The 18,020-nt window shown below is 56.5% G+C and carries 31 protein-coding genes; 13 read left to right on the top strand and 18 right to left on the bottom strand.

Going from position 1 to position 18,020, the window contains the following annotated elements; translation table 11 throughout:
- The first annotated feature begins 371 nt into the window (after positions 1-371).
- Positions 372-617: an RNA-binding protein gene (locus tag DXY29_RS00270; RefSeq protein ID WP_115022097.1), complete on the top strand. Its 246-nt coding sequence runs from the start codon at positions 372-374 to the stop codon at positions 615-617.
- 96 nt (positions 618-713) lie between these two features.
- Here DXY29_RS00270 and DXY29_RS00275 read toward each other — a convergent pair whose 3' ends face one another.
- On the bottom strand, positions 714-971 hold the full coding sequence (locus tag DXY29_RS00275; RefSeq protein WP_115021873.1) for a hypothetical protein: 258 nt from the start codon (positions 969-971) through the stop codon (positions 714-716).
- Positions 972-1,082: 111 nt separating this feature from the next.
- Here DXY29_RS00275 and DXY29_RS13235 point away from each other — a divergent pair, with 111 nt between their 5' ends.
- Complete coding sequence (locus DXY29_RS13235; protein ID WP_170951181.1) at positions 1,083-1,253, top strand: hypothetical protein; 171 nt, start codon at positions 1,083-1,085, stop codon at positions 1,251-1,253.
- 221 nt (positions 1,254-1,474) lie between these two features.
- Here the strand turns inward: DXY29_RS13235 and sodC are convergent, their stop codons facing one another.
- Positions 1,475-2,011, bottom strand: coding sequence for a superoxide dismutase family protein (gene sodC / locus DXY29_RS00280; RefSeq protein WP_115021876.1), 537 nt, complete (start codon positions 2,009-2,011; stop codon positions 1,475-1,477).
- A gap of 85 nt (positions 2,012-2,096) precedes the next feature.
- Here sodC and DXY29_RS00285 point away from each other — a divergent pair, with 85 nt between their 5' ends.
- Both DXY29_RS00285 and DXY29_RS00290 read left to right on the top strand, forming a co-directional pair.
- Complete coding sequence (locus DXY29_RS00285) at positions 2,097-2,333, top strand: hypothetical protein (RefSeq protein WP_115021878.1); 237 nt, start codon at positions 2,097-2,099, stop codon at positions 2,331-2,333.
- A gap of 465 nt (positions 2,334-2,798) precedes the next feature.
- Entirely contained in the window at positions 2,799-3,152 is a 354-nt protein-coding gene (locus DXY29_RS00290) for a hypothetical protein (protein WP_115021880.1), read from the top strand.
- On the opposite strand, the gene DXY29_RS00295 is transcribed toward DXY29_RS00290, so the two are convergent.
- Positions 3,153-3,563 carry a YccF domain-containing protein gene (locus DXY29_RS00295; RefSeq protein WP_115021881.1) on the bottom strand — a complete coding sequence of 137 codons (411 nt, stop codon included), beginning with the start codon at positions 3,561-3,563 and terminating at the stop codon, positions 3,153-3,155.
- 65 nt (positions 3,564-3,628) lie between these two features.
- Here DXY29_RS00295 and DXY29_RS00300 point away from each other — a divergent pair, with 65 nt between their 5' ends.
- Together DXY29_RS00300 and DXY29_RS00305 are read left to right on the top strand one after the other, a co-directional pair.
- Positions 3,629-4,489 (top strand): SDR family oxidoreductase, encoded by an 861-nt coding sequence (locus tag DXY29_RS00300; RefSeq protein WP_115021883.1) that lies wholly within the window; start codon positions 3,629-3,631, stop codon positions 4,487-4,489.
- Positions 4,490-4,802: 313 nt separating this feature from the next.
- Positions 4,803-5,096, top strand: a complete 294-nt coding sequence (locus DXY29_RS00305; RefSeq protein WP_115021885.1) for a hypothetical protein — start codon at positions 4,803-4,805, stop codon at positions 5,094-5,096.
- Here DXY29_RS00305 and DXY29_RS00310 read toward each other — a convergent pair.
- Positions 5,081-5,302, bottom strand: a complete 222-nt coding sequence (locus DXY29_RS00310; RefSeq protein WP_244279252.1) for a hypothetical protein — start codon at positions 5,300-5,302, stop codon at positions 5,081-5,083. The two genes, DXY29_RS00305 and DXY29_RS00310, sit on opposite strands and share 16 nt — an antisense overlap.
- A gap of 148 nt (positions 5,303-5,450) precedes the next feature.
- On the bottom strand, positions 5,451-5,837 hold the full coding sequence (locus DXY29_RS00315) for a DCC1-like thiol-disulfide oxidoreductase family protein (RefSeq protein WP_115021887.1): 387 nt from the start codon (positions 5,835-5,837) through the stop codon (positions 5,451-5,453).
- On the opposite strand from DXY29_RS00315, the gene DXY29_RS00320 reads away from it, so the two are divergent.
- On the top strand, positions 5,837-6,205 hold the full coding sequence (locus tag DXY29_RS00320) for a hypothetical protein (protein WP_226398545.1): 369 nt from the start codon (positions 5,837-5,839) through the stop codon (positions 6,203-6,205). The genes DXY29_RS00315 and DXY29_RS00320 overlap by 1 nt on opposite strands.
- Positions 6,206-6,693: 488 nt before the next feature.
- On the opposite strand, the gene DXY29_RS00330 is transcribed toward DXY29_RS00320, so the two are convergent.
- Positions 6,694-6,981 (bottom strand): hypothetical protein, encoded by a 288-nt coding sequence (locus tag DXY29_RS00330; RefSeq protein WP_115021890.1) that lies wholly within the window; start codon positions 6,979-6,981, stop codon positions 6,694-6,696.
- Positions 6,982-7,079: 98 nt separating this feature from the next.
- Between DXY29_RS00330 and DXY29_RS12910 the strand changes: the two genes are divergently transcribed.
- Together DXY29_RS12910 and DXY29_RS00335 are read left to right on the top strand one after the other, a co-directional pair.
- A complete protein-coding gene (locus DXY29_RS12910) occupies positions 7,080-7,271 on the top strand; it encodes a hypothetical protein (RefSeq protein ID WP_136987688.1) in 192 nt (63 codons plus the stop codon).
- Positions 7,268-7,483 (top strand): hypothetical protein, encoded by a 216-nt coding sequence (locus tag DXY29_RS00335; RefSeq protein ID WP_136987689.1) that lies wholly within the window; start codon positions 7,268-7,270, stop codon positions 7,481-7,483. Before DXY29_RS12910 ends, DXY29_RS00335 begins: the two co-directional genes overlap by 4 nt.
- A gap of 16 nt (positions 7,484-7,499) precedes the next feature.
- Here the strand turns inward: DXY29_RS00335 and DXY29_RS00340 are convergent, their stop codons facing one another.
- Together DXY29_RS00340 and DXY29_RS00345 are read right to left on the bottom strand one after the other, a co-directional pair.
- Positions 7,500-8,885 (bottom strand): serine hydrolase, encoded by a 1,386-nt coding sequence (locus DXY29_RS00340; RefSeq protein WP_244279253.1) that lies wholly within the window; start codon positions 8,883-8,885, stop codon positions 7,500-7,502.
- A 63-nt stretch (positions 8,886-8,948) separates the two neighbouring features.
- On the bottom strand, positions 8,949-9,191 hold the full coding sequence (locus tag DXY29_RS00345; protein ID WP_170951180.1) for a hypothetical protein: 243 nt from the start codon (positions 9,189-9,191) through the stop codon (positions 8,949-8,951).
- 116 nt (positions 9,192-9,307) lie between these two features.
- Between DXY29_RS00345 and DXY29_RS00350 the strand changes: the two genes are divergently transcribed.
- Positions 9,308-9,952: a uridine kinase gene (locus DXY29_RS00350; protein WP_244279254.1), complete on the top strand. Its 645-nt coding sequence runs from the start codon at positions 9,308-9,310 to the stop codon at positions 9,950-9,952.
- A 301-nt stretch (positions 9,953-10,253) separates the two neighbouring features.
- On the opposite strand, the gene DXY29_RS00360 is transcribed toward DXY29_RS00350, so the two are convergent.
- The 8 genes from DXY29_RS00360 to DXY29_RS00390 form a co-directional block, all read right to left on the bottom strand.
- Positions 10,254-10,481 carry a hypothetical protein gene (locus DXY29_RS00360; protein WP_244279264.1) on the bottom strand — a complete coding sequence of 76 codons (228 nt, stop codon included), beginning with the start codon at positions 10,479-10,481 and terminating at the stop codon, positions 10,254-10,256.
- 490 nt (positions 10,482-10,971) lie between these two features.
- Positions 10,972-11,139 carry a DUF4278 domain-containing protein gene (locus DXY29_RS00365; protein WP_115022107.1) on the bottom strand — a complete coding sequence of 56 codons (168 nt, stop codon included), beginning with the start codon at positions 11,137-11,139 and terminating at the stop codon, positions 10,972-10,974.
- A gap of 383 nt (positions 11,140-11,522) precedes the next feature.
- Positions 11,523-11,825: a hypothetical protein gene (locus DXY29_RS00370; RefSeq protein WP_115021898.1), complete on the bottom strand. Its 303-nt coding sequence runs from the start codon at positions 11,823-11,825 to the stop codon at positions 11,523-11,525.
- A gap of 327 nt (positions 11,826-12,152) precedes the next feature.
- Entirely contained in the window at positions 12,153-12,401 is a 249-nt protein-coding gene (locus DXY29_RS00375) for a DUF1651 domain-containing protein (RefSeq protein ID WP_115021900.1), read from the bottom strand.
- Between the two features lie 265 nt (positions 12,402-12,666).
- Entirely contained in the window at positions 12,667-12,867 is a 201-nt protein-coding gene (locus DXY29_RS00380) for a hypothetical protein (protein WP_115021901.1), read from the bottom strand.
- 2 nt (positions 12,868-12,869) lie between these two features.
- A complete protein-coding gene (locus DXY29_RS13790; RefSeq protein ID WP_256377590.1) occupies positions 12,870-12,998 on the bottom strand; it encodes a hypothetical protein in 129 nt (42 codons plus the stop codon).
- Positions 12,999-13,088: 90 nt separating this feature from the next.
- Positions 13,089-13,349, bottom strand: coding sequence for a hypothetical protein (locus DXY29_RS00385; RefSeq protein WP_115021903.1), 261 nt, complete (start codon positions 13,347-13,349; stop codon positions 13,089-13,091).
- A gap of 77 nt (positions 13,350-13,426) precedes the next feature.
- Positions 13,427-13,660, bottom strand: coding sequence for a DUF3104 domain-containing protein (locus tag DXY29_RS00390; protein WP_115021905.1), 234 nt, complete (start codon positions 13,658-13,660; stop codon positions 13,427-13,429).
- Between the two features lie 178 nt (positions 13,661-13,838).
- Between DXY29_RS00390 and DXY29_RS00395 the strand changes: the two genes are divergently transcribed.
- Complete coding sequence (locus DXY29_RS00395; RefSeq protein WP_115021907.1) at positions 13,839-14,123, top strand: 2Fe-2S iron-sulfur cluster-binding protein; 285 nt, start codon at positions 13,839-13,841, stop codon at positions 14,121-14,123.
- On the opposite strand, the gene nth is transcribed toward DXY29_RS00395, so the two are convergent.
- The gene (nth, locus tag DXY29_RS00400; protein ID WP_115021908.1) at positions 14,124-14,777 is read right to left on the bottom strand and encodes an endonuclease III; all 654 of its coding nucleotides are present in this window, start codon (positions 14,775-14,777) and stop codon (positions 14,124-14,126) included.
- A gap of 198 nt (positions 14,778-14,975) precedes the next feature.
- Here nth and DXY29_RS00405 point away from each other — a divergent pair, with 198 nt between their 5' ends.
- Positions 14,976-15,866 (top strand): metal ABC transporter substrate-binding protein, encoded by an 891-nt coding sequence (locus DXY29_RS00405; protein ID WP_226398595.1) that lies wholly within the window; start codon positions 14,976-14,978, stop codon positions 15,864-15,866.
- Entirely contained in the window at positions 15,866-16,621 is a 756-nt protein-coding gene (locus DXY29_RS00410) for a metal ABC transporter ATP-binding protein (protein ID WP_115021912.1), read from the top strand. The genes DXY29_RS00405 and DXY29_RS00410 overlap by 1 nt, the downstream gene beginning before the upstream one ends.
- A 36-nt stretch (positions 16,622-16,657) precedes the next feature.
- Here the strand turns inward: DXY29_RS00410 and DXY29_RS00415 are convergent, their stop codons facing one another.
- Positions 16,658-17,992: a 1-acyl-sn-glycerol-3-phosphate acyltransferase gene (locus DXY29_RS00415; RefSeq protein WP_115021914.1), complete on the bottom strand. Its 1,335-nt coding sequence runs from the start codon at positions 17,990-17,992 to the stop codon at positions 16,658-16,660.
- Positions 17,993-18,020 lie beyond the last annotated feature (28 nt).

An 18,020-nucleotide genomic window follows, 5' to 3' on the forward strand; every position in this document is an offset into this window, starting at 1 on the left:
GCGCTGCATGCCGGAATGCCGTTTCCAGCTTGGTCAATCTGGGCTGTTTGTCTTTTAAAGCAGCCTCTCCGCGTGCCTTGGCTGCGTTGATGAAATCGTCTGATTTTGTGCCGCTGAGTCCAGTCATCTCAAGGCCCTAACTGCCTTAAGCCTGCTTTCGTTAAGGCTCAACTTGGCTCGAATAAAAGGCCTTCTATGGAATTCACGCTCGAACGATGCTTTCTGGTCTCTCTGGACCACGCCATTGCGCTGACCCATCCAGAGCGCCTTTTGGGCCCCGCTGAGCCGATGCTGTTCGATGTGAAAAAGGAACGTTGAACGGCTTCGGTTCGCTGTGTGCGAAGGTAATCAGTGTTGAGCCAGTCTTTTTTTTGACGATCTTTATTGGAAATCTCTCCTGGGACGCTGAGCGGGAGGATTTGGTACACCTGTTCGGCCAGTACGGCGAAGTGAGCAAATGCTCCTTACCGCTGGACCGGGAGACAGGCCGCAAGCGTGGTTTCGCTTTTGTGGATCTCAGCAATGAAGCCGATGAGCAATCGGCGATTGATGATCTTCAGAACGTCGAGTGGATGGGGCGTGCCATCTCGGTTCGTAAGGCCGAACCTCGCCGCTGATCCTCGGGATCAATCAACGGGTGGTGGGGCGGTGATTGATCACCGCCCCACCACTCTTTCGTTCGCCAAGGCGTTCTTTTGATGGGATTGCTTGGCTCAACTTCCGAAGCCTCGCTCGGTCGATGAGGGTGATCCCTCCTTTTGTGCTGCGCCTGTGTTGATCTGTTGGTTTTGAGAGGCCTGGTTGAACCGGCTATCGATCCAACGCGAGAGCACATAAATCCCAATGAACATGGGAATATAGATCTGGTAGGCACTCTGCTGCTCAAGCTGCAGCTGATTGACGACGGTGACGGCGGCTGTGCTGAGCACGAGATAAATCCCGACGCGGCGAAGTAGGGGGGACTTGAACAACGATTTGGAAAGCCGGGGTCTTCATCATGCTCACTCCGTTGAAATCCCTCAGCTGGGGGATGTGCCAAACGAGCTCTGGCACCTGAATGGAGAGGCCATGCAACGAATCCGATGCCACCCGCCTATGACCTGATCATTGAGCGTGGAGGCTCGATTCTGGTGGAGACCATTGAGGCTTGCAATGAGGATGCTGCCTGGCGCGTTGGTCTGATGTTGCACATTGATTCCCTCATGGCCGTGGTCTGTCGGAACGAAGACGATGCACAATCAACGCAGGCTTAAGATTCTCGTAAGAGTTGGACCAGTGCTGTGATCGTTTTGATCGCCTCAGGTTTGTTCCTCATGTTTCCATCGATCCCCGGGGCAGATCTCTCACTGTTCCGTCAGCTGAACAGTGAGCTCGGAGCCCTCTGTCAGGAACCCCCCGTTCAGGCGCTCAGGGTTTGTCGCCTGCACTCGAGGTTGGTGAACCGTTAATCGGGCGGGGCTAGCGCTCTGATCGTTTAGCGATCGTCTTGCACCACGCCACAGGCAACCCGTGCTCCACCTCCGCCGAGGGGTGGTTCGTCTCTGTAGGTGTCGCCACCAGCGTGAACAATCAGTGCCTTGCCCCGGAGATCGGCTGTGCTGAGCCGTGGTGCAACAACGCTCGTGTTTGTGTTGCCGTCGTCATCCACGATCAACTTGCTCAGGTCGCCTCGGTGGCCGTTGCCGAAGGGGCCGAGGTGCTGGCCTGATCCGTCAGGATCCCAATGCCCACCCGCGGCAAGGCCGGCAACTGCGGTGCCATTCTCTGTTTCGCCTGCATCACAGCTGCCAACGCTGTGGAGGTGAAAGCCATGCTCCCCTGGTGTCAGCCCCGACAGATCGGGATAGATCACCAGGCCTTGATCGGTGTCCTGCGCTGTGATGCTGCCGATGGATTCGCCAGTGCCGTTGCCATCAATGCTTTGCAGTGTCACCTCCAAGGCTCCGCACCAGCCGGGTGTGATGGTGATCAGGCTGATGAGTACAAGGAGCTGAGCGAGCAGGCGACGCATCACAGAACAGCATGTTCTTGAATTGTGCACCCCAGTCGGTGCCTTCTGCGGCGAAGATGGTGCATCGTTCGGTTGATGCTTGGTAATGCGGTGGGAATACACCCAGTTGCGCTTCGTACCCCGTGGTAAGACATGGACCGGCGAAATTGAGGAGCTCTGGCTGGATGATCGCCAGCTGATTTCTAGAAACCATCCGCAGCGTGATGTCAGTCTGGTGGGATTGATGAATGAGTTGGGTGAGCAGGGTTGGGAGCTTGTGACCTATGCCCAACCCTTCACCGGATACCACGGTGGTTGCTACACCTTTAAGCGTCAGAAGTAACCAGATCGTTCAGAGCACGCTGGCATTGATGTGTTGAGCCATTCCCATAAAACCAATGACGAGAAGGGCGACAGCAATTGTTGACACCAGGGATGCAACGCCGATTTGTCTTTGATGATTCAAGGTTCTCATGACTCATCCTCACTTTTTAGATGTACAAGAATGCATTGTTCGTAGCAGCTGCCATCGTCAAGATTGCAGAGGGTTAGGCATTCAAAATAGGCATTGACTTGAGATTCAGTTACACAGGCTTGAGCTGCATTTGGTGATTCAAGAGTTCTACTTAGCATGTCTTTCATCGGTTCGCTAGGCGACACTATGCTGGTTTTTCTCTTAAGGCAATTATTTTATTTCGGCGGGTAAATACCTAGATAAGATTACCTATAACCATGTTGATGGATTTGTTGGCACGCCTTGAATCCAAAGTCGATGTGATTGCCAGTCCAGCCTGTTTAAGGTGATTGGATGAACAACCGGAATCCCACTGAGCGGCTTGAGGACGAGCTTGATCGTGCCAAGGCTCTTGGGCGGTGGCTCAGTGAAGATGAGCAGGCTGAGCTTGATCGTGCCGCTGACGCCGTGGCCACGCGAGTGGAAACAAGGAAACGGCGTGATCGAAAGCTGGTGATTTTGACGGGCGTCTGTCTGTTGATTCCGCCGCTCTGGCCTTTGGCTTTGGGGCTGACCTTGTTTCTTCTTTATCCAGACACCATGGCCAGGATCGGACTGGCCGCTGGTATCGCTTTCCTGGTCGGCGGACTGTTGCTGGCTGGCGTGCTGGGTTTAGCCATGGTCTGGCTGGTTCAATTGTTGTTCTGATCAGTCCAAGCCCTTGGATTTCACAACTGTCATGCCGACGGGGGCCAGAGCAATCAACGCCAGTTTGATGTGCTGAATGCCGAAGGGAATGCCGATGATCGTGACAAAGCAGGCCAATGCACTGCTGAGGTGACCCAGGGCCAACCACCACCCAGCCACAAGGAACCAAATCACGTTTCCGATCAGGCCGAGGGGCCCCGTTCCCAGGTCGTCTCTACCCCTGAGATCACGGCGGTTGACCGCTTCTGAACCGAAGGGCCACAGAGAGAAAAGCCCCATCACCCAGCACGACCGTGCCCACGGCAGCCCCACGATGGTGATGGCGCAGATCAATGCTGCAACCCACCAGGCCAGAGCCATGGGTAGGCCGCCGAGAACAACCCAGAGAAGGTTGAGGGCCATAGAAATCATGTCTCCATTGTCACGGCAAAGCTGATCTCCGTTCGTTAAATTCTGTAAAAGGTGTTTGACCAGGCATGCTCGGCAGTTTCGGAATTATCGGTTGTGGATACGTCGGATCTGCTGTCGCCGTCCATCTAGGACGTCAGGGTCATGAGGTCGTTGGAACCACCACCAACCCCGGACGGTTGGCTGAACTTTGCGATGTGGTCGACCATCCCCGCATCTACAACGCTTGCGACTCCATGGCCGATGCCAGCTTTCTGGATCGTCTTGATGGTGTTCTGATCGCTATGGCCCCAACCACCTCCACTTTTGAGGAGGATCAATACGAAAAGGTCTATGGCCAGGCTGTTCCAGCCCTCGTTGAATCCCTGCGTCAGCGCCAAGGTCGCAGGCCGCTGCATGTCTCGTATCTGAGCAGTGCAGGGGTTTATGGGGATCAGTCAGGTGCCGTTTGCAATGAGCTGACGCCCTTGGATTGTTCCAACAGTGCCAACGCTCTTCTTGCCAGTGCCGAGACAGCTGTTCTCGCCTTGAACGATGCTTCAACCCAGGCCTGTGTTCTCCGGCTCGGTGGCATTTATGGTCCTGGGAAGGACATCCCGTCCTACATCCGCAGTGCTGCGGGCCAGTCGGTTCGTAAAAACGGCAATCACATCAATGCCTGGGTCCATCTGCAGGACATCATCCGGGGCGTTGACTTCGCTTTCGGGAAACGGCTTCAAGGGATTTACAACCTTGTGGATGATCTCCAGTTCACCCGTCGTCAGCTTTCCAATGCACTGTGTGACGACCAAGGCCTCCCCCCCGTGATTTGGGACAACCACGACCGCCCGGGCGCTCGCATCTTCAATGCCCGTGTCAGCAACGCACGTCTGCGTGAAATCGGTTTCCAGCCCAGCATTTCGTCCATGCTTGAGCCAGTGGCGGCCTGAAACTCATCGAGAATTAGCGATTCCGCTTGAGCGCCGCGACTGTATTGATCTTTTGAGACGTGTTGATCTTTGACGACCGACTGTGCGTGTTTGTGTAAAGCGAGATTGCGAGATCCACGGTCGGCTCGTTGCATTGTTTAGACCTTGCTCATTCAAGTTGATGTGTTGTGAAAGAAGACTCATTTTGTATCCAATTCGCTTCGTCTCTGGCACTCATGCTGCTTGAGCTCAATGCAGAATTGCTTGATCTTGCAGAACAAGAGTCCTGCATCATTGCTGAGTCTTCCGTTGTTGAACTTGAGAACGTCTGCTGATGTTGAGCCGCATCCGTGCCGTCTTTGCTGAGGCACAAGTGGAAGGTTTGGATCAGCTCTATGACGTGATCAATGCGGCCCGCGACCTTGCGCCCGATTCAGATTTCCAAGCCTGTTATGACCTTGTGATGGCGTCAGGTGGTCCGGAAGTGGAGGCATGGATCAACTTCACAGTGATCACGGCCACACAGTTCGACATCGATGATCAACCGGATCCTGAGCAGTTTCTTTCTGTTCTTGAGGAATGTTGTGATGCCCGGCGTCTAAAAGAGCTGTCTCAGCCTTCGGAGTAGCGCAGTGCTTTGAGACCCATCACCAAATGGGTTCGGAAGCTACCAAGAGCCATCACTTGCTTTGGCGTCCTCGTATCGCTGACGGCATCCCCCTGGCCTTCAATCCAACGCAGTAATTCTTGGGTTTGATCAGCCCAGGCTGTGAGGGCTGCCCGAAGCAGTTCGTCATCGCTGAGCTTTCCCTCAGGGAGGACGGATGTGTCCATCGCCGCTCTCAGCAAGGCACTGAGTTGCTGATGGCTTAACGCGTCAGGAACGAAGGGATCAGAGTCGATGCTTAAGAAAACCTTTAGCCGGTCCTTTGACGGTAGTTCAGCGGTGTCTATGGCGATACCCGTTTTTTGACCCATTCCTTCAGTTATGGAGCCCTTGATCCGGGTCAGCGCTCAGCCCGCGTGTCGCCAGAGCGATGCGCCGGGCGGCCAAAAGGGCCGGGTAGGCCAGTGCTGAGCGTTGCCCATCGCAGAACAGCGTTGACAGCAACCTCAGCAAAGGATCACTGGGCTTCATGCGACGGCTGAGTTCCGCAATGGCTTCACTTCCATGCCAACGATGCTCACCTTCGATCAGAACGGCGCCGTCCCTGAGAGGCAGCCCTAGGGCGTTGAGCTCATGGCGGATGCTGTGATCAGCGCGCCCGTCAATAATTCGCAGGTTTGGAATGCCAGCCTTGAGTTCACTGCGTAAGGCGAATTGCCGACAGAATGGGCATCCGCCGTCGTAGATGAGGGTTAACAGCATTGCTGAATTCTGTCGCGAAGGGCCTTGGTCTGGCGATGCTTCTGGCCTGTTGGTTGTTGGTTTCCCCTCAGCCGTCGTGGGCGGATTGGATGTGTGACGGGGATCGCCTCAGCGTCGAGATCACCCGGGGAGCCGTTGATGTCACCGGTTTGGCGGATGGCATTCCCAATTCCGCTGCGGGAACCCTCCCTGGGGATGGTGTTCTGGTGCGCTGGGGGGATCTTGTTTTGCAGCTTCCGCGCACCAACAATGCTGGAGCCCCCAGTTACACCGATGGCCGTTGGTGGTGGCGTGTGGTTGACGCTTCTGAGCCGGAATTCTTTGAACGTCGCGGCACGGTGATTCACCATCAGTGCGAGCCGGTCTGAGCGTGAACTCAGTTAGTCCCTTCGACGTTTGCGCCGGTTCGACTTGCGTGTTCCTCCATAGCGGTAACCAGCCTGTTTTCGAAATTTCGGCCAGCAGGTTTCGCACACAAAGATCCAGCTCGTCTGGAGAGACGTGGTGACGCGGAAATGCACGTGTCCTGGCCGTCTGCAGTCGTCACAACAAAAGTGTTGGTTTTTCCACAATTTGATAGGTGATTGTTGCGTCTGATCACCGTCTCGTTGGATCTGCTGAGGATTCTGCTCTTGGTTCACAGCACAGAGCGGTTGGCTTCGCATCGATGGGGTTCCAGGATTTCTGACAATGCAAACCTGGCAAATGGACTGCCAGCACAGCATTCTCAAGACCTGATCAGAGGATTCTGTCTGTGCTCGCAAGGCACTGCGAGTTGTTTTCCACGCCGATTCCCGAAACCATTGGTCTGGTCGGGATTGTTTGCAGAGTCCTTGTGGAAAAGCTGTGTATAACCCTACGAATCGCTCGGCGCATGGGCGTTGATGGAGGCTTTCAGGGCTGCCGTTTCATGGACGCTGAGGTGAGCCTCGACAGCCTCTGGGTTGTTGTTCAGGTAGTGGATCCATTCGTCGTAACACTGCTTCTGTCGCTGATCGGTAATGGAATCAGCGTCTGCAAGAAAGGTGGCGATGGTCTCCCGTTCTTTGTCTGCCCTGGTGCTGAACAGGACCTCCTCGATTTTGGAAAGCCGCGCTTCGATGCGGCTCAGACGGTTGTCGAGGGAGGCATCCTCTTGCGTCATGTCCCTGAGGAACGGATGGAGCCGTGATTGTTGCGGAGAGCCCCAGGGTTGACGCAATAGTACATGCGCACTAAAACAGATGTACTGCTCTGTTGCTCATGTCTGCGAGTTCCCCCTACGCCACATTTCGCGCTGATGAGTGGATGCGTCACTCCTTGATCCGTCCGCGCAAGGCGTTCCCGACAGCGGCGTCAGGGATGTCGCAACCTCGTGCAAGGTCCTCCAGTTCTGTTCGCTGCTGCGATGCCGTCCAGGGAGAGCTGTTTCTCTTCCCCGTTGTGATGTGTTGAACGAAGGTCTCTGCGACAAACGTTTGCAGGAGTCGCTCTTTGTCTCCTGTTCTGCCAGTGTGCTCTTTGGTTTTTGTTGCCAGACCATGCTGTTGTTCGCCTCTCAGACGGCTCAAGGCGGTCCCACTGTCATCCTTCCGGCCTTGCTGATCACCGGTCTCCTCGTCGCAGCATCACAAGCTTTCGTACCCAAGGGCGGCGATCAGGACTGAGCATTGGCGTTTGCACTCAGCGAAGGGCTGAGAGAACGTCAGCTCCAAAGTCATTGGCATCAAATCCTGGCTTTTTAGGGGTTTGACCTAGGCGCACGACGACAGCTTGCTGAGATGGGGCTATCAAGAGCAGCTGTCCCTGATAGCCCTCCGCTGAAAAGCTGTCATTGGGAAGATCATGTCGAGATTTGCGCCGACTGAGCCACCAGTGCGCTCCGTACCCCTTCTTGGATCCTCGTGTTGCTGTTCGGGCGTGCCTGACCCAGTTCTGGGGTAAGAGCTGCTCACCGTTCCAGTTCCCGTCATCCAAGTAGAGCTGTCCAAACCGCGCCCAATCTCGTGCGCTGGCCCAGACCAGTGACGAGCCAACCAAGGTTCCACTGTTGTCGGTTTCGAGAACCGCCGTCGTCATGCCGAGGGGGCGGAACAACTGTTTTGAGGGAAAGCTCCAATAACGCTGATCGTCGTCGATGGCGTGTCTCAGGATCCGGCTGAGAATGTTTGTTGTTCCGGATGAATACCTCCACTTTCTGCCGGGTGTCTTTGCTAGCCGCTTGCTGGCGGCGAACTGTGCCATGTCTGCTTCCTGGGTCAGCATCCGCACCAGATCCGAGTTCAGCGCTCCCGTCGATTCCTCGAAGACCAGCCCGCTGTTCATTCTCAGCAGCTGATCCAGGGTGATGTCTTGTCGAGGGTCCTGCGGGTCGCTCCACTCGGGCACGGTCGGTGGGCGTTTGAGATCCAGATGTCCCTCTCGGATGGCCAGTCCGATCAGGGCATGGGTGATGCTTTTGCTCATCGACCAGCCGATCAGCGGCATCTCGGGAGGGATCCCGCTGGCGTAGCGCTCAGCGATCACCCATCCGTTCTGCACCACCACCACAGCTCGCGTTCGTTTTGGAGTGAGTGGATCGTCTTCGCGAAATGCGCGATTCAGAGCCTTGCTCAGCGCCTTGCTGTCGATCGCCGGTGGCTCGGGACTGGCCGTGGCAACGAGAGGCCACGGCTCACTGGTTGCGGTGGGATCCTTTGAAACAGGAGCTGCTTGGCTTGGTGGTTGGGGGATGGGCCTGCCGTTGATCCGTTGGCTGCAGCCATGTCCATCGTTTTGAACCGCTTCAGCGCGAACCAATCCGAACAGGGCACTGGCTTCAACGCGTCCACCGGCCTGGTCGATCTTGGTTTGAATCAGCCCCTTGCTGGCAGCCAGGTCTTCGCTGAGCATCCGATCTGGATCCATCCCAGCCATCAACACGCCACTACACAGCTGTTTCGCGCTGAAGCTTGTTCCGGCTCTCGCAAAGATGATCAGGTGCCGCAGGGGTGGTTCCAGGCCAGCCGCTGTGCTGAAGGCCACTGCCGCAGCGGAGATCAGCACATAGCGCCAATGGTTTTTCGTCACCCAGAACCGCCATGAAAAAAGCGGGGGATCTCCCCCGCTTCAATCATGGGTGGAAAGTTGGCATCAGTACACGTCGTAGCTGACGCCGCGGTAGCGCAGTTCGCGCCCACCGCTTGGGTGTTGCTGTGGATCGATCGGTTGGTAGGTCACGCCGCGATAGCGCAGCACCTTGGCTTTGACTCCCACTGGCGTGTGCACCCGGTCGATATGGCCCTGATGGCGAAAGGCCCTAGCCATCTGTGTTCTGGCCGTCTCGATGGCCTGATTGCGCACAGTCCGTGCCTTGATCAGTTGAAGTGTGTTCATCTCTCTCTTGCCCGGTGTCCACGCCCCCGTTGCCTGGCGTGAATCTGACTGCGGCCTGCCGAAGAGGCTCAACGTGAATTCACTATAGGCCCATTCTGTAACAACGGCTACCGTTCTTGCTGTTGCTTCATTGGATTCGTTGCCAGCATGGGGATGGATTTGGACTTCGTTTGTCCGGAGCAGTTCCCCTGTTTTGCATTTGCGGTCCATCCGCGGCTGGTAAGACAACCTTTGCTGAACATCTGGCGGAGCAGCTGCGATCTAAGGGGCGTCATCCACTTCTGATCGCCTGCGATGACTACTACCGCAGTGGCTGGTCCCCCGTCTCTCGCTATGGGTTCGACACGGTTGATGCCATCGATGCTGATCAGCTTCGACTGCAGGTGAGCGCTGTTCGCTATCGACAGCTTGATTCCTTGCGCAGTTATGACATGCGCGCCCGCAAGGTTGGCTCCAGGCCGTTGAACCAGCCCTACGACCTGATTCTTGTTGAAGGCTCCTACGGACCGCAACTGCTTCTGGAGTCTGTGCCGATTTCGCTTGTTGTGTACGTCGAGACCCCAGTTGTGCAGAGGCTGATCTGGCGGCTTTGGCGTGATGTACGCGTTCGCCATCGGCCAGTGATTTATGTGATTCGCCAGATGCTGCTGGAGATGCTCCCGGCTGAGCGGCGCTTCATCTATCCCTTGAAGCGCCGTGCCGACGTCATTATTCAAGGTATGAATAAGGGTTTGGAGGATGTTCTGGAGAGAATTGAATGATCGTCCTTCACCCATCAACCTGAGAGAGCACCTGATCTGCAGGGTCAATTGCAATCAACTTCTTTTTGGAAGTTGCCTGATGCAGGTGAAGGGCGGCGGCCCCCTCTCTGTTCATCTCATGCTCTGCGCAGCCCCGGTGTTTAGGGAGGATGGTTCGGGCCTGAAGTGCAATTTCACTGTTCCTGATGGGCCGGCACCCTGCATCTCTGAGCAGAAGCAAAAGATTCACTCGAATCTGACCAAACCCCATCGCCGTGGAGCATTAAGTGGTTTTGGCTTAAGGGGGAGATTTGCAGAGTGGTCACTCTGGGTTTTCTTTCTTTTTGACCAAATCCATTCCATTCACTTCGGCGACCACCTGATTGGCCCAACTCGCATGGACCACGCGATATGTGCCCAATGTTGCCATTGACTTGGTGCGAGCGTTGACAAAAGCCTTGAACTCAGTCTTAAAGCAAATTTCACGCCTCCATTGACAGTCATTGTCTTGGCGTTCGATGCAATACATGCTGAGAACCTCGTTCAGCACATACAAGCCATGCAATGTTCAAACACCGCAAATATGCGGAGTGGCTTCGGGATCGTTTCTTTGATTCCACACAGTGGCGTTTGTTAGAAGTCGGTTTTGCTTCCGGTCTCTTCAGCTCTCCGAACGTGTGACTTCACTTTCCATACCAGAAACTATAGAAGTCGCAGGGAATTTGTTGATGTCTGAATAGTGCTCGCCACGGCACTACAGATTCGGAACTTTCGCCCCATCATCGCGGAGTCAGGTCGCGAAGCGGGCCTGAAAGTCGGGTAGAGCGATGTCCGACGAGTTCTGTGATTTGACCTCAGTTTTATCTGGGGTCAAGTCCGTTCCTCTCTTAAGAAATATGGTTGTGTCTAGGAAGACGCGGGTCGGCTGATCAATCTATTTTTGTGGTCGAATCGCTCCGGTGGTGCATCACCGTCGGCCATCCAAAATTGCAAAAAGAAACCCCTGCCAAAGGCAGGGGCAAGGTCTCAGAGATTTCGAACTACTTGGTGTAAGAAACGCCTCGGTAGGTGAGAGTGGGGTGGTTGTCGTGGACGATTTCCTGCCGGCAAGTGTTGTAGTGCTCGCGGCGGTAGGTGAGTTCCACGCAGGCCTTGGGAGCAGATGCCGCTCCTGCGTAGGTGTGACCTCGATAGAGAAGTGCAGTCATGGATGTTCCTCGAAGAAATCCAAGTCCCCGTTCCGTGGCTTGGAGTGTCTGCGCCCCACAGGAGCGGGGTGAACGTTTGTAGCTGTTGCTACAGAAATTATTGGTGTCTCCTTGGCGGCTGTCAAGACCTGCTGGCAAAAAGAAACCCCCGCCATAGGCAGGGGTTCCAGCTTCAGGAGGCCTTATTTGTGAATCTGCCCTCGCGTGGGCTCTGCAGACTTGTCTCTTGAGCAACCGTCAGCATTGGCGACGTTGGCAAAAGCCGCCATGACCATCACGGCGATAACGATGGTGCCACCGATAAAAGCAAGGTTCGGGGAGCGCTTCATCTGGGGTGTGGCTTAGAGCCCGCGAACCCTATCCACCCTGTTGCCCTTATCGCTTTAAGGCCTGAGTCGGCCGATGCCATATCCAGTCAACAGGCCAACGGCTGCACCAATGGAACCAGCCGTTAGTTGCATTCTTTCTTTCGGGCTGATTCGGCCCGCAAGCACCAATGCTGCTGAGACGACGAACAGCAACAGAGCGGTGACCAGAACTGCATCCAGTGAATTACTACCCGGCTTCCCAGGTGGGCCACCACTTCTTTTGCCCGGTTTCGCAGGGGGATGTCCTCCTGGAGGGTTGGTCGCATCAAGTTCCCTCTCGATGCGGTTGATTTCCTTTTCCGGCGAGGTCGGATCCATGCGCAAATTTTGTCAGGGATCAGAAGTGGCGAAACGCTTGAGGTAACTGCTCAGCGTGCCAAAAAGAAACCCCCGCCGAAGGCAGGGGTTTCGAAACGCTTCTCGGGAGTGTGACCTTGTTTCCACCCCGTGAGGCGTTTTTCCTCACACAGCAACGATGCCAACTGGAAGCGTGTAGTGGGATCGCTAATGGACACCCTCAAGGTTGGCCACAAGTGGATCTAGGTGATATCTACTTCGAGGCTGTTGCGTTTTGGAGGAGAGGGCCTGGCACTTCCCTTTGGTGCATGTGGGGTGTGGTTGTCGCTCTGATTTGATGAGATCGAATCAGAGCTCAAACGCGTCGCCCCAGGCCGGCGATGCGAGACGTTTCCATCCCTGGGTCTGCAATGACGCCCAGAGCTGTTCTGCCTCTGCCTTCCGAAGGTGGCGGCGCTCCTTCAGCAGCGGTGGGCCCTCCGGCATCCGTCGACCTCTGTCGATGAACACCTTTGGCTCGTTGATCCATGCCTTCTGATCACGGTGGAAGCGCCAGATCCAATAGCCGTCGCTGTCGATCAACCAGCCTTCCCCCATCACCGTTATGCTAGTACGTCAGTACTAATCGTGCCGGGAAGTGGTTGTCAAGTGCTCCAATGTCTCAAGAAACATTCAAAAAGTGGGGGGAGCCCCCTGAGTTCACCCCTTCGGCGATGCATAGAACAACCACTTTGGTGAAGCACTGTTGGTGAAGCGCTGTTGGTGATCGCGGTGCGCTGAGGGAAGTTGAACGATCGCGGGCTCCAGTGCCCGAATCTCTCTTTCTTTTCTCAGCCTTCAGTTCAAGCGGTTCGTCCGTAATTCATGGGCTTGCTTCCAGGGCCAGTGCGCTGGCCATTCTTTTTTCTTCAGCCGAAAGAAAATCAGCCCACATCCCGACCAGGAAGCTCAGGGTGGTTAGAGCGCGCACCTGCTCTTTCGAGCCAGGTGCGGTGTATTTGAAGTCCATAAACATCCGATCGGCCGTTTGTTGCTGTTCCTTGCACCGGGCATCAATGGACATCTTCAGATCCGGGACTGGGACTTTTTGATGACTGGTAGGTCTGTTGGCTGGGCCAGGACGTAAACGACAGCTGCCGAGAGGACTGTTGTTACGACAACAACTGCGGCGATGGCGGACGTGTAATCAGTCACGGGAGCTCAGGCGGCTTGTGTGACGAGGTTAGGAGTTTTGTAACGGAGTGTGAATGAGTGTTTGTGCTCCCTGCTCTGGGCCTATGCGGCCTAACTTTTCGAAGTTGCTTTCTTGTGGATGGCCGTCATCGTGCCGTCCAGCTCCCCAACATCCCGCAAGCCTTCGGCGCTGAACCAAGCCGCGTTCTCCCAGCTAAACCCTTCTCCGAAGGTGTTGTCTGGCGCCGTGATGTACCAGTGACAATCCACGTCCGGGGTGTCGACAGAGCATTGGGACCAATCTGGTTGCCATTGCGGCACCTGCACCCACATCACTGCCGCAAAAACCAGTGAGAACAAGGCTTTCAGCATGAGGCTTCTGAGACGGGTGTGAGACCCTAGGCGAATTCGCGTGACGGGCTCGATCCGGTTGGGGCTCTCGGCTTTGCTCAGCTGTTGGGAACGATGTGGGTGACCAGGTCGGCGCAGAACCAGCGGATCGCCCCTGAATCCACATCAGTCACCTGGAACAAGGTCGGAATCCTTGGATCCCTGGCGCCGCCGTCGACGTGAATCACGTCGGCCATCCACCAGTCGTCGGAGTCGGTGCTGCCGCAGATCACGGTTATTCCTGCTTTGACGGATAGAAAGATTGGCTCCTGGGCTGCGGAGCTGTGGCGCATGGGAGAGATTGAGCCCTCAGCAGATATTGTTCCTGGCTAGTTTATTTGTACTATAAAGATAGTGCTGGTGTCTGGGTTGAGGCAATAAGTCGTGGAGCGTCTCGAATTGAGCTGCGGCGCTGTCTTTTTGGCACGGATCGTCTGATCCAGCTATCAAGCCTTTAGGACCTTCAGAGTCATGGCCTCTTACAACATCAGCATCGAGGGTGGGACAAGCTTTTCGTGCCCTGATGACGTCTACATCCTTGATGCGGCTGAAGAAGCCGGTGTCGATCTGCCCTATTCCTGCCGTGCCGGAGCCTGTTCAACCTGCGCCGGACGCCTGGTGAGTGGATCGGTTGATCAGACCGATCAGAGTTTTCTGGATGATGACCAGATCGGCCAGGGGTTTGCCTTGCTTTGTGTGAGCTATCCCACCGCTGATTGTGTGATCAAGGCCAACGCCGAAGAGCATCTGTCTTGATCATGGCTTGCGGGTGATCACTGGACGGCGCCGTTTCGGATAGAGCTCACGGCACATCGAGCAGACGGTTCCGTCGCAGCCCCGTGCCGTGCAGAACTCACGGCCCCAGAAGATGATTTGAAGGTGCAGGCGATTCCAGTGCTGCTTTGGAAAGAGGCGTTTGAGATCCTGTTCCGTACGCGCAACGTTGCTTCCGTCGCTTAAGCCCCATCGCTGGGCCAGCCGGTGTATGTGGGTGTCGACGGGGAAAGCAGGAACGCCAAAGGCTTGGGCCATCACCACACTGGCTGTCTTATGTCCCACACCAGGTAGCGCCTCAAGCTCCTCAAAACTCTGGGGGACATCGCCGTCATAGGCCGTGTCCAGAATCTGCGCGAGGCGACGCACATTTTTGGCCTTGGTCTTGGCCAGCCCGAGCTGACGGATGAAACCGAGGATCTGTTGCTCTTCAAGTGCCGCCATGGCTGCTGGGGTGGAGCCCGCGGCAAAAAGCGCCGGTGTGACCTCATTCACTTTCTTGTCGGTGCACTGTGCACTCAGCAGCACAGCAATCAGCAGCGTGAATGGATCGCTGTGATCCAGGGGAATCGGTGTTTCCGGGTACTGCTCGTTGAGGCGTTGCAAGATCACCTCCACTCGCTCTGGCCTGCGCAAGGGTTCACCGTGGGTTCTGTGATCCTGGCGCGTTTCCTGCCGGCACCGTTCCTTTTGGCGATTGCATCGCTTCGTTGCAGCGTTTTACGGCCACTGCATCAGTTGCTTTAGGACCGGCCAATGCGATTCTTGAGCAAGCCAAGTCAGTCGTCGTTGAAGCTGTTCGACTTGAAGCGTTCGGCGGTGGTGTTGCTGGTCATGGTGAGCGTTCTGCTTGTGTCCTGCCGCAACCGAGACCAGGAGCGCGCAACCGATTCGCGGCCGCAGGTGCTCACCACCTTCACGGTGCTGGCCGATCTCGCCCGGAATGTGTCTGGTGATCGGTTGCAGGTGGCCTCAATCGTCAAGCCTGGCGCTGAAATTCACGGCTACCAACCCACCCCCAGTGATATCGAGCGAGCCAGCAAGGCAGATCTGATTGTGGAGAACGGACTGGGTCTGGAGTTGTGGGCCCGGCGCTTCACCGCCGCAGCTGGGGATGTGCCCACGATCACACTCTCGGACGGCATGGATCCTCTGCTCATTGCAGAAGATGCCTATGCGGGGAAACCCAATCCCCATGCCTGGATGTCACCCCAGCGCGCCATGCTTTATGTGGATCATCTGCAGCGGGCTTTTACACAACTCGATCCAGCGGGTGCAGAGGTCTACGCCGCCAATGCGGCGGCCTACAAGGCCAAGCTTCAGGCTCTTGATGATGAATTGCGGAAGGCGATTGCTGCGCTTCCTTCACAGCAACGTTTGCTGGTGAGTTGCGAAGGTGCCTTCACGTATCTGGCCGCTGACTATGGGCTTGAGGAGGCGTATCTCTGGCCGGTGAATGCTGAAAGCCAGATCACCCCAAAACGCATGGCACGGTTGATCGACACCGTGCGAGAGCGACAGGTTCCGACCATCTTTTGTGAAAGCACCGTGAGTGATAAAGCCCAACGGGAAGTGGCGGCTGCTGCAGGTGCCAGATTCGGCGGCACTTTTTATGTGGATTCACTCTCATCCCCGGAAGGGCCAGCGCCCACCCTGTTGGACCTGCAACGGCACAATGTGGGTCTAATTCGCAAGGGCCTGGACCTGTCCGAGAGCAACCGCTGATGCGTATCGAGGCCGACCAGCTCTGTGTTGACTACAACGGCACTGTTGCCCTGTACGACGCCAGCCTGCATCTCCCCGCGGGTTGCATCTGTGGTCTGGTGGGGATGAATGGTGCGGGGAAGTCGACGTTCTTCAAAGCCCTGACTGGGTTTGTTCGCCCCTCGCGTGGCCGGATTCGGATCAACGGCAGCAGTGTCGCTGATGCTCAGCGCCATCAATCGGTGGCTTACGTCCCCCAGAGTGAGGGTGTGGATGCCCAGTTCCCAGTGTCGGTTTGGGACGTGGTGATGATGGGCCGTTACGGCTCGATGAATCTGCTGCGGATTCCCCGCAGCTCGGATCGCGTGGCCGTACGGGATGCCCTGACTCGGGTCGATCTGCTCGATCTGGCGGAGCGTCCTCTCGGCACCCTTTCGGGTGGACAGCGCAAGCGCACGTTTCTGGCGCGTGCGATCGCCCAGCGCGCTGATGTGCTGCTGCTGGACGAGCCGTTCAATGGGGTTGATGTTCGAACTGAGCAGCTGATGGCTCAGCTGTTTCTTCAGTTCCGGGATGAAGGCCGCACGATTTTGATCTCCACCCATGACCTGGGCCACGTCCGTGATTTTTGCGACCTGGTCGTTTTGATCAATAAGACCGTCCTCGCCTATGGGGAAACCTCGGAGGTGTTCACTCCTGAGAACCTCGCCTTGACCTTCGGGGGAGTGCCGCCGGATCTGCTCACCGGAAACAGCTCCCCCGAAGAGGCGTTCTGATTGAAGACCTCGCGTTTTAATCGCTGGTGAGCAGTGTTAAGCAGCGTCGGGCATGACCTCGATGAGAGCCTGCTCCAGGTCTTGCATGAACAGCTGCATGGACTCGCGTCGGTTCCTGAGGTAACCGTTCAGTCTTGGTCTGACCGGTAAAGCTCGCCCAAGACGCAGTTCCACGCGCTGTGGTCCGAGGCTCGGCTGCCCTTTCCAAGGCTTGTCTTCGATCCAGCCAATCGCCTCTTCCACCAGAAGCAACATTTCAGCAAAGCGGTCAAAGTCAGAGCGATCGCTGATGTAGTGACCACTCACGCTGGTGAAATGCTCCACCAGTCGCATGCGTGTGAGTTGGAGATCGGCTTCCCGAGCCTCCCAGTCCGCCAGACTTCGCTCCAGGGGAGGGAGCTGATCAACACCGTCCCTGTAGATCCGATCCCATGCGGCTTGTTCGATCCGTCGGCAACGCTCCTGCAGATTGCCAACGGCACGCAAGGCGAAATGGGCTTCGGCTTTGGCCAGGCCATGCAGGCGATAGGCCCCAATCCGTTCGCTGAAAGACTTTTCTGGATCTGGCTTCAGCCGCTCAAGTTGCTCAAGGGCTTTGAGCAGATTCATACCGATCTGAATCAGCCGTTCTCGTCGGGTTGTCTCGGGATTCCCTTGGTAGGCGGCGGCGTTGGGAATGCCCAGGTGGCGTTCCAGGGCATTCAACCGAGCATCGAGGGCCCCCCAGTTGTGCTTCCTCCAGCTGTACTGAATCCCCACAGGCAACACCTCCAGTTGCCTTGAGTCGCCTGCTTTCTCCAGATCCTCAGCAGCCCAGAAGGCCAGTTGGGCGACCCCCGGTTCCAAGGGAGCCATCTCACCGGAGAGATTGTTCGTCGCTCCTTCCGGTGCCACCACCAGGGGGTAGCGCCCCTGAACGAGAGCCGCACGCGCCTGGGCGAGGGCCGGGCGGTCCAACCGGCCGCGATGGATCGCGATGCCGCCACTGCGTTGCAGCAGCCAACCGATCACCGGGCCAGCCCAGATCGGAATGCCGCGGTCGTAGAGAAACCGCAGCTGGATGGGGCGTGCCAGTTGCAGATGGTGTTGCCGTGCCGCTCTGGGTGCACGGTTCCAGAACAGATCCGCCAGCACCAGCGGATCGCGTGTACTGGGGTGGCGGAACGCAATCAGCAGATTGCAGGCTCCCGACTGCTGTGCTGCAAAGGCTCTTGCCAGACCCTCTGACGCATCGCTACTGCTGATTTCCAGCCCTTGACTGCGGAAGAGCAAGGGCAGCACCCAGCTGACCACGTCCTGAACGATCCGGCTGGCGCGGGTGGGCAGCCGGCGCAAAGCAGGACGAGCGTTCTGGGTGGAGGCGCGGGGCATCGAACCGGCTGCAGCGCGCCCATACTGA

Source organism: Synechococcus sp. UW69 (assembly GCF_900474185.1).
In the GTDB taxonomy this organism is placed as follows: Bacteria; Cyanobacteriota; Cyanobacteriia; order PCC-6307; family Cyanobiaceae; genus Parasynechococcus.

Bases quoted from the DNA above. Each gene is read 5' to 3' on its own strand.
- DXY29_RS00295 (WP_115021881.1), bottom strand. From the start codon at position 3,563: ATGATTTCTATGGCCCTCAACCTTCTCTGGGTTGTTCTCGGCGGCCTA.
- DXY29_RS00310 (WP_244279252.1), bottom strand. From the start codon at position 5,302: ATGGACACATCCGTCCTCCCTGAGGGAAAGCTCAGCGATGACGAACTG.
- DXY29_RS12910 (WP_136987688.1), top strand. From the start codon at position 7,080: ATGTCTGCGAGTTCCCCCTACGCCACATTTCGCGCTGATGAGTGGATG.
- DXY29_RS00405 (WP_226398595.1), top strand. From the start codon at position 14,976: ATGGTGAGCGTTCTGCTTGTGTCCTGCCGCAACCGAGACCAGGAGCGC.
- DXY29_RS00415 (WP_115021914.1), bottom strand. From the start codon at position 17,992: ATGCCCCGCGCCTCCACCCAGAACGCTCGTCCTGCTTTGCGCCGGCTG.
- DXY29_RS00375 (WP_115021900.1), bottom strand. From the start codon at position 12,401: ATGGGGGAAGGCTGGTTGATCGACAGCGACGGCTATTGGATCTGGCGC.
- DXY29_RS00300 (WP_115021883.1), top strand. From the start codon at position 3,629: ATGCTCGGCAGTTTCGGAATTATCGGTTGTGGATACGTCGGATCTGCT.
- DXY29_RS00370 (WP_115021898.1), bottom strand. From the start codon at position 11,825: ATGGATCCGACCTCGCCGGAAAAGGAAATCAACCGCATCGAGAGGGAA.
- DXY29_RS13235 (WP_170951181.1), top strand. From the start codon at position 1,083: ATGCCACCCGCCTATGACCTGATCATTGAGCGTGGAGGCTCGATTCTG.
- DXY29_RS00390 (WP_115021905.1), bottom strand. From the start codon at position 13,660: ATGCGCCACAGCTCCGCAGCCCAGGAGCCAATCTTTCTATCCGTCAAA.
- sodC (WP_115021876.1), bottom strand. From the start codon at position 2,011: ATGCGTCGCCTGCTCGCTCAGCTCCTTGTACTCATCAGCCTGATCACC.
- DXY29_RS00305 (WP_115021885.1), top strand. From the start codon at position 4,803: ATGTTGAGCCGCATCCGTGCCGTCTTTGCTGAGGCACAAGTGGAAGGT.
- DXY29_RS00410 (WP_115021912.1), top strand. From the start codon at position 15,866: ATGCGTATCGAGGCCGACCAGCTCTGTGTTGACTACAACGGCACTGTT.
- DXY29_RS00315 (WP_115021887.1), bottom strand. From the start codon at position 5,837: ATGCTGTTAACCCTCATCTACGACGGCGGATGCCCATTCTGTCGGCAA.
- DXY29_RS00345 (WP_170951180.1), bottom strand. From the start codon at position 9,191: ATGAACACACTTCAACTGATCAAGGCACGGACTGTGCGCAATCAGGCC.
- DXY29_RS00395 (WP_115021907.1), top strand. From the start codon at position 13,839: ATGGCCTCTTACAACATCAGCATCGAGGGTGGGACAAGCTTTTCGTGC.
- DXY29_RS00290 (WP_115021880.1), top strand. From the start codon at position 2,799: ATGAACAACCGGAATCCCACTGAGCGGCTTGAGGACGAGCTTGATCGT.
- DXY29_RS00385 (WP_115021903.1), bottom strand. From the start codon at position 13,349: ATGCTGAAAGCCTTGTTCTCACTGGTTTTTGCGGCAGTGATGTGGGTG.
- DXY29_RS00330 (WP_115021890.1), bottom strand. From the start codon at position 6,981: ATGACGCAAGAGGATGCCTCCCTCGACAACCGTCTGAGCCGCATCGAA.
- DXY29_RS00380 (WP_115021901.1), bottom strand. From the start codon at position 12,867: ATGTCCATTGATGCCCGGTGCAAGGAACAGCAACAAACGGCCGATCGG.
- DXY29_RS00285 (WP_115021878.1), top strand. From the start codon at position 2,097: ATGCGGTGGGAATACACCCAGTTGCGCTTCGTACCCCGTGGTAAGACA.
- DXY29_RS00365 (WP_115022107.1), bottom strand. From the start codon at position 11,139: ATGACTGCACTTCTCTATCGAGGTCACACCTACGCAGGAGCGGCATCT.